The organism is Streptomyces calidiresistens (assembly GCF_014141525.1).
GTDB lineage: Bacteria > Actinomycetota > Actinomycetes > Streptomycetales > Streptomycetaceae > Streptomyces > Streptomyces calidiresistens.
Window position 1 is genome coordinate 1 of sequence record NZ_VKHS01000268.1, and the last position, 6369, is coordinate 6369.

The window sequence follows — 6369 nt, forward strand, 5'->3', positions numbered from 1 at the left end:
CCTCTGCCCCGCCCCCACCGGTTGGCCCGCCGAGACCGAGATCGCCGACAGGTGGGCGTACTGGCTGTACCTGCCGTCCTGGTGACGGACGATCACCTCGTACCCGAAGGAGCCCGACCACCCGGCGGAGACCACCGTGCCGGCCGACACCGACCGCACGGTCGTGCCGGTCGGGACGGGGAAGTCCACCCCGGTGTGATAGCCCAGGGACCACCCGCTGCCCCGGGTGCGGTACGACGCCCCGGTGGCACCGTCGACCGGGGCGCTGAACGAGGCCTTGGCGGGCGCGGGGGCGGGCTTCTCCGCCGGCTTCTCCGCCGCGGCGGGCTTGGGTGCGGGCTTGGGCGCGGGCTTCTCGGCCTGCTTCGGGGCCGGATCCGCGCGCCGCTCGTCCCGGGAGGCGGGCCGCTCCGCGACGGTGCCGCCGGTGGGGAGGGCGAGTCGTTGACCGGGGAGGATCAGGTTCGGGTCGTTCCCGATGACCGAACGGTTCATCTCGTACAGCGACTGCCAGCCACCCCTGACGGAGTGCTGCCCGGCGATCCGGTACAGGGTGTCCCCGCGCACCACCTCGTGGGACCCCGCCCCGCCCTGCGGGACCGCCCCGGCCGCGCCGGCGGTCCGCACCGTCCCGTCCGCTCCCTCCGGGGCCCCTCCGGAGGTCTCCCGCGGTGCGGCGGTCGGGCCGGGGTCCCCGGCCCCGACCTTCGCCTCCGACGGCGCGGACGGCGCGGACGGCCCCGGGGCGACGGCCGGCGCCGCGGCACCGCGCACCAGCCCGGCCCGGGTGGAACAGACGGGCCAGGCACCGGGACCCTGTCCCTCCAACACCTTCTCGGCGACGGCGATCTGCTGGTCGCGGTCGGCGAGATCGGCCCGGGGGGCGTGGGCCGTGCCGCCGAACTCCTCCCAGGTGCTCTGCTTGAACTGCAGGCCGCCGTAGTACCCGTTGCCGGTGTTGATGTCCCAGGTGCCGTCGCTCTCGCAGTCGGCGACCTTCTCCCAGACCTCCGGGGGCGCGGCCTGCGCGCCGGTCGCCGAGACCAGCGGCAGGGCCAGGCCCGCCCCGGAGGCGGTGACGGTCAACGAGGCCCGGACGGCGGGACTCGGTCGGTGACGGCGGTGACGTCCTCGTGTGGTCATCCGAGGTCCTCCCCGTTCCGGACGCCCCGGTGACGGGGTGTCGGTGCGCGAACTGCCGCCTGCTTGCGCGGCGCACCCAGGCTAGGGGCTGCGCAGCGCACCGACAAGGGAGCGCAGGGTATTCGACGGGCCGACACACCGGGGCGTGCGGAGGCGCGGGCGGAGCGCCCCCGGGCGCACGCCCCACGGTGCGGTGGTCCCGACGCGCCCCGGGGGGCGTCCGGGTGACGACCCGTTCGGGAAGAGGGGGCCCGGGGGCCGGATCGTCCGGCCCGGCGGCGCACGGCTCATTCCCGGGGCAGCACCCCCCGCTCCTCGAAGACCTGCCGCACCACGGCCATCGCGCACAGCGCCCGGGGGAAACCCGCGTACACCGCGCACTGCATGACCGTCTCGACGATCTCCGAGGGGTCCAGACCGACGTTCAGCGCTCCGTGCACGTGCAGTTCCAGGGCCGGCTCGCAGCCGCCTATGCCGCTCAGCACGCTGATCGCCACCAGGGAACGCTGCCGATGGTCGAGCCCCGGCGAGCTGTGCACCTCGCCGTAGGCGAACTCCACTATGAAACGCCCGAGTTCGGGGGCGACATCGGCGAGGTCCCCCAACACCGTGTCCGCTTTCGGTCCGAGCACCTGCCGCATCCTGTCCATGCCCCGCTTGTGCCGCTCCCCGTCCCCCGGGATGTACCCGCCGGCGTCCCCGCCGGTGCGGGTGCCTGCCGTCTCGGTCATGTTCTTCTGCCTCTCCCCTGTGGTCCCCTGCCCGCGGTCCCCCGTGGGCCCTGTTCCCCCGGGGCCCCCGGGGGCTTCCCGCGCGGAGCGGTGTTCGGGCGCGGAACCCGGTCGGGCCCCCCGAACGGCTCCGGGTCCCGCAACGTGCGGTGAGCGCATCCTTACCCGGGAACACGCCTTCCATCGACCCGGTGTGCGCCCGCGCACGCCGCCCGGATCGATGACGTGTGCGTTCCCCCGATGCGGGTGAGGATGGACAACAGAGGAAGAAGAGGAAAGACGTCGGGGATCGCCGTTCCCGACGGGGTGGCACCCTCCCGGGTCCCACCCGACCCATCGGCACCTGGAGGTCCGTTGTCCAGCACCGATCGTCCCCGGGAGGTCACGGCTCCCGCCGCCCGATTGTCCCGGCGGATCCGGCACGCCCTGCGATTCCGCTCCCTGGGGGTCGGGCCCGAGGGAGCCCGGCTGGAGCGCGTGCGTTCCTCCCCCAACTTCCGCGACGGAGCGTTCCGCAACGAGCGCCCCATCGACGGTCTCGACGTCACCGACTACATCCCGCTGCTGCGGGAGAGCCTCAATCGCGAGGCCAGGGCCCGGCGGCGCCCCGCCCGGCCCGTTCCCCTGCGCCGCCCCGACCTCACCCTTCCACCGGTGACCGGCCTGCGGGTCACCTGGATGGGGCACGCCACCGTGCTGGTCGAGATCGACGGGCTGCGGGTGCTCTTCGACCCCGTCTGGGGCACGCGCTGCTCGCCGGTCGGCTTCGCCGGTCCGCGCCGTCTCCACCCCGTTCCCCTCCCGCTGGGGGACCTCGGCCCGGTCGACGCGGTGGTGATCTCCCACGACCACTACGACCACCTCGATCTGCCCACCATCCGTGCGCTCGCCGGCACCCGCACCCGCTTCTGCGTGCCGCTGGGGGTGGGCGCCCACCTCGAGCACTGGGGTGTGCCGGCCGACCGGATCGACGAGCTCGACTGGCACGAGTCGACGCGCGTCAAGGGAGTGGAGCTCACCGCCACCCCCGCCCAGCACTGCTGCGGACGCGGCCTGCGTCGCCACGCGCTGTCGCTGTGGGCCTCCTGGGTCGTCGCCGGGCCGGATCACCGTGTTCATCACACGGGGGACACCGGGTACTTCCCCGGGTTCGCCCGGATCGGCGAGCTGTACGGCCCCTTCGATCTCTCGATGATCCAGATCGGCGCCTACAGCCGGTTGTGGCCCGACATCCACATGACCCCCGAGGAGGGGGTGCGGGCCCACCGGGACCTGGGCGGCGGCGTGCTGCTGCCCATTCACTGGGGCACCTTCGACCTGGCCCCGCACCCGTGGGAGGAGCCGGTCGAGCGAACCCTGACGGCCGCGGCCGAACACGGCATCCCGGTGGCGCTTCCCCGGCCGGGCGAGGTCTTCGAGCCCGGAATGCCCCTCGGTGACCTCCCGGCCGACCCCTGGTGGCGCGAGTGCGTGCGCGCCCCCGTGGCCCTCGGGGAATCGAGTGCCCCGGACGGCGGTCGCGCGGGGACGGCGACCCGCGGGCTCCGGGAACGCGCACCGGACGGCCCGCGAAACGCCGTGCGGGTCGATGCCGTGCGGGTCGATGCCGTGCCGGTCGATGCCGTGCCGGTCGATCCGGGAGCGGGTGAGCCCGTCGCGGTCGACCCCGGGGCGGGGGAGGTCGGGAACCGGCGGGGCCCCGGCGCCCCCACCGGCACCGTCTGACGGCGGACCCGGGCCACCCGCCGGGGTGGCCCGGGACACCGCCGGGGCCGCGGCCGGGCGGTGTCCGCGTCCCGGCCGGGGCGACCTCCCGGGACCGCCCGGACGGACGGCGTGCGGGGGAGACGCGGGGGGAGCGGGTCGCGGCGGGGTGAAGAATCGACCGAAAAGTGGCACAGTGAGGCGTGATGTCCGGCCCCGGGGTCGGTCGCCGCGTACTCGGCTCACCCGGTCGGAGGCAGTATGGACACGGGCCGGAATTCCGGAAACCCCGGGGGCCCCGCCCCCACCAGGGTGCCGCCGGGGGGCTCCCCCGAACCCCTCACCGTGCGCTCGCCGGGTCGGGCCGGTCGCTTCGCCTTCGCCCCCGACACCGGGCGGCTGCACATGGACAACGCCGCCCTCGCCGTCTTCGACGTCTCCCCGGCCGAATGGACCGGTGACGTGAACCTCCTGCTGGAGCGACTCCTGCCGGGGGACGCGGAGCGCCTGGGGGAACTCATCGCCCGCGCCGTGAGCCGGGGGCGCAGCGGCTACGGCGCCTACCTGCGGCTGAGGGGTCGCGACGGCTCCATCCGATGGGTCCACAGCCGGGGCGGGATCCGCCGGGACCGGCGGGGCCGCGTGCGGTGGATCATCGGCGTCGTCCGCGATGCCGGCACCGCCCCCCTCCACCCGCCGGAGGCGGGACGGGCGGACGCGGAGCCGGCGGAGATGTGGGACCGCGACCCCGAGACGGCGGTCGGCGTCACCGAGGAGGCGGTCGCGGCGCTGGCGCGGGCCCGCAGCGTCCGGGACGTGGTCGATCTGCTGCGCGTTCGCGGCGGGATGGACCGGTTGGGCGTGATCGGCCTGACCCTGGGGCTGGTCGAGGCCGGCCGCATCCACGTGGTCGCCGAGGGCCGGGAGGGCGCGGGTCCGGTGCCCGAGCTGCTCTACACGCGGGTGGACGAGGCTTTCCCGATGAGCGAGGCCGTGCGCACCCACGCGCCGCTGTTCATCGTCGGTCGGGAGGAGTTCGCCGCCCGCTACCCCCGACTGTGGTCGTACATCGCCTCCATGCCGATGACCGCCGCCGCCTACCTGCCGCTCGTGGCCCGGGACCGGGTCATCGGGGTCATCGGCCTGCTGTACCGGGAGAAGCAACACTTCACCGCCCGGGAACGGAACTTCCTGGTCGTGTTCGCGGGGGGCATCGCCCAGAGCCTGCAGAGCGCCATGCTGATCGAACGGGACCACGAGCTGGCGGCGGATCTCCAGAAGACCATGCTGCCCCGTTCGCTCCCCTCCGTGCGCGGCCTGCGCGTCGCCGCCCGCTACCGCCCCGCCCGGGTCGGCCGTGACGTGGGCGGCGACTGGTACGACGCCATTCCGCTGCCCGGCGGACGCCTGGCCGCCGTGGTGGGGGACGTGCAGGGACACGACACGCACGCGGCGGCGGTGATGGGCCAGCTGCGGACCGTGCTGCGCGCCTACGCGGCCGAGGGGCACGAGCCCGGCGCGGTCGTGCAGCGCGCCTCCGCCTTCCTGCGCGATCTGGACACCGACCGTTTCGCCACCTGCGTCTACGCCGACGTGGACCCGGGCACCGGCTGGCTGCGCATGGTGCGGGCCGGCCACGTGCAGCCCCTGGTCCGTCGTGCCGACGGCACCTGGCGGCGGCTCTCGGTGGCCGGATCGCTGCCGCTGGGTCTGTCCACCGACCTGGCCCGCCCGGAACATCCCGTCGTCACGCTGGAACTGGGGCCCGGCGAGAGCCTGCTGATGTACACCGACGGGTTGGTGGAGCGTCCCGGGGTGGACCCCGAGGAGGGCGTCGAACTCCTGCTCGACGCCCTGGGTGCCCCGTCATCGACCCGGGACGCCGACCCGGGCGCGGGGGACGGCGCTCCCCGGACGGACGCGCCGCTCTCCGCCCCGCCCCCCGGCGACGTGGAGGAACTGGCGGACCGCCTGTGCGAGAGCGGCGGTGACTCCACCGACGACATCGCCCTCCTGGTGCTCCACCGCGACGCGGACGCCACCTCCGCGCCCGCCCGCACCGCCTGTCTGCGGGTGCCGGTCGGTGACCCCGTGGCGCTCTCCCGGGCCCGCCGTTCGGCCCGCGAGGTGGCGCTGTCCGCGGGGTCCGGGACGGAGTGCGCCGACGCGGTGGAGACGGTCACCGGCGAACTGGTCGCCAACGCCCTGCTGCACACCTCCGGCGCGGCCCTGCTCTCGGTCCGGGTGCTCGGGTCCGGCACGCCCCGCCGCCGGCTGCGGGTCGAGGTGGAGGATCGTTCCAGCGCCCCGCCCCGCCGCCGGGCGGCGAGGGAGGGGGCGATCTCCGGACGGGGGTTGCTGCTGGTCGACCTGCTGGCCGACGACTGGGGAACGGAGTCCCGGGGGGACGGCAAACTCGTGTGGTGCGAGTTCGGCTGTCTCCCCGAGGACGGGTCCGGCGGAACGTGCTGAGCACCGGCCCCCGGGCCGCCCCCCACCGGTTCGCCCCGGGGCACCGGGCGACTTCCGGTGGGAAGGCCCCTCCGGCATACTGCCGGGGCCGTGACGGAACGCGCGTCGGAGGCCGGGGGAGGGAGCGGCGACGGAGCCGCCGACCGCCGGTGCCCCGCGCGCCGAACGGCCGGGTCCCGGACCCGCCCGGGCGGTCGACCCCGTCGGGGCGCGCCCCCGGCCGTCGTCGGGGTCCGGAGCCACCGCCGACCACCGGTGCCCGACCACCCGGCCGGGCCGGACCGTCCCCGTCGAAAGGCCCCCATGGAATCGCGTCCCC

4 protein-coding genes are annotated in these 6369 nt (G+C 75.5%); 2 read left to right on the forward strand and 2 right to left on the reverse strand.

Annotated features, from left to right (window positions below; all coding sequences use genetic code 11):
* Together FOE67_RS12905 and FOE67_RS12910 are read right to left on the reverse strand one after the other, a co-directional pair.
* Nucleotides 1–1143 (reverse strand): transglycosylase family protein (locus FOE67_RS12905; protein WP_182663740.1); only part of this gene is annotated, 1143 nt, incomplete at its 3' end.
* 287 nt (nucleotides 1144–1430) lie between these two features.
* A complete protein-coding gene (locus tag FOE67_RS12910) occupies nucleotides 1431–1874 on the reverse strand; it encodes a carboxymuconolactone decarboxylase family protein (RefSeq protein ID WP_182663742.1) in 444 nt (147 codons plus the stop codon).
* 354 nt (nucleotides 1875–2228) lie between these two features.
* On the opposite strand from FOE67_RS12910, the gene FOE67_RS12915 reads away from it, so the two are divergent.
* Together FOE67_RS12915 and FOE67_RS12920 are read left to right on the forward strand one after the other, a co-directional pair.
* On the forward strand, nucleotides 2229–3599 hold the full coding sequence (locus FOE67_RS12915) for an MBL fold metallo-hydrolase (protein WP_438874211.1): 1371 nt from the start codon (nucleotides 2229–2231) through the stop codon (nucleotides 3597–3599).
* A 324-nt stretch (nucleotides 3600–3923) separates the two neighbouring features.
* Nucleotides 3924–6050 carry a SpoIIE family protein phosphatase gene (locus tag FOE67_RS12920; protein ID WP_323384855.1) on the forward strand — a complete coding sequence of 709 codons (2127 nt, stop codon included), beginning with the start codon at nucleotides 3924–3926 and terminating at the stop codon, nucleotides 6048–6050.
* The last annotated feature ends 319 nt before the right edge of the window (nucleotides 6051–6369 follow it).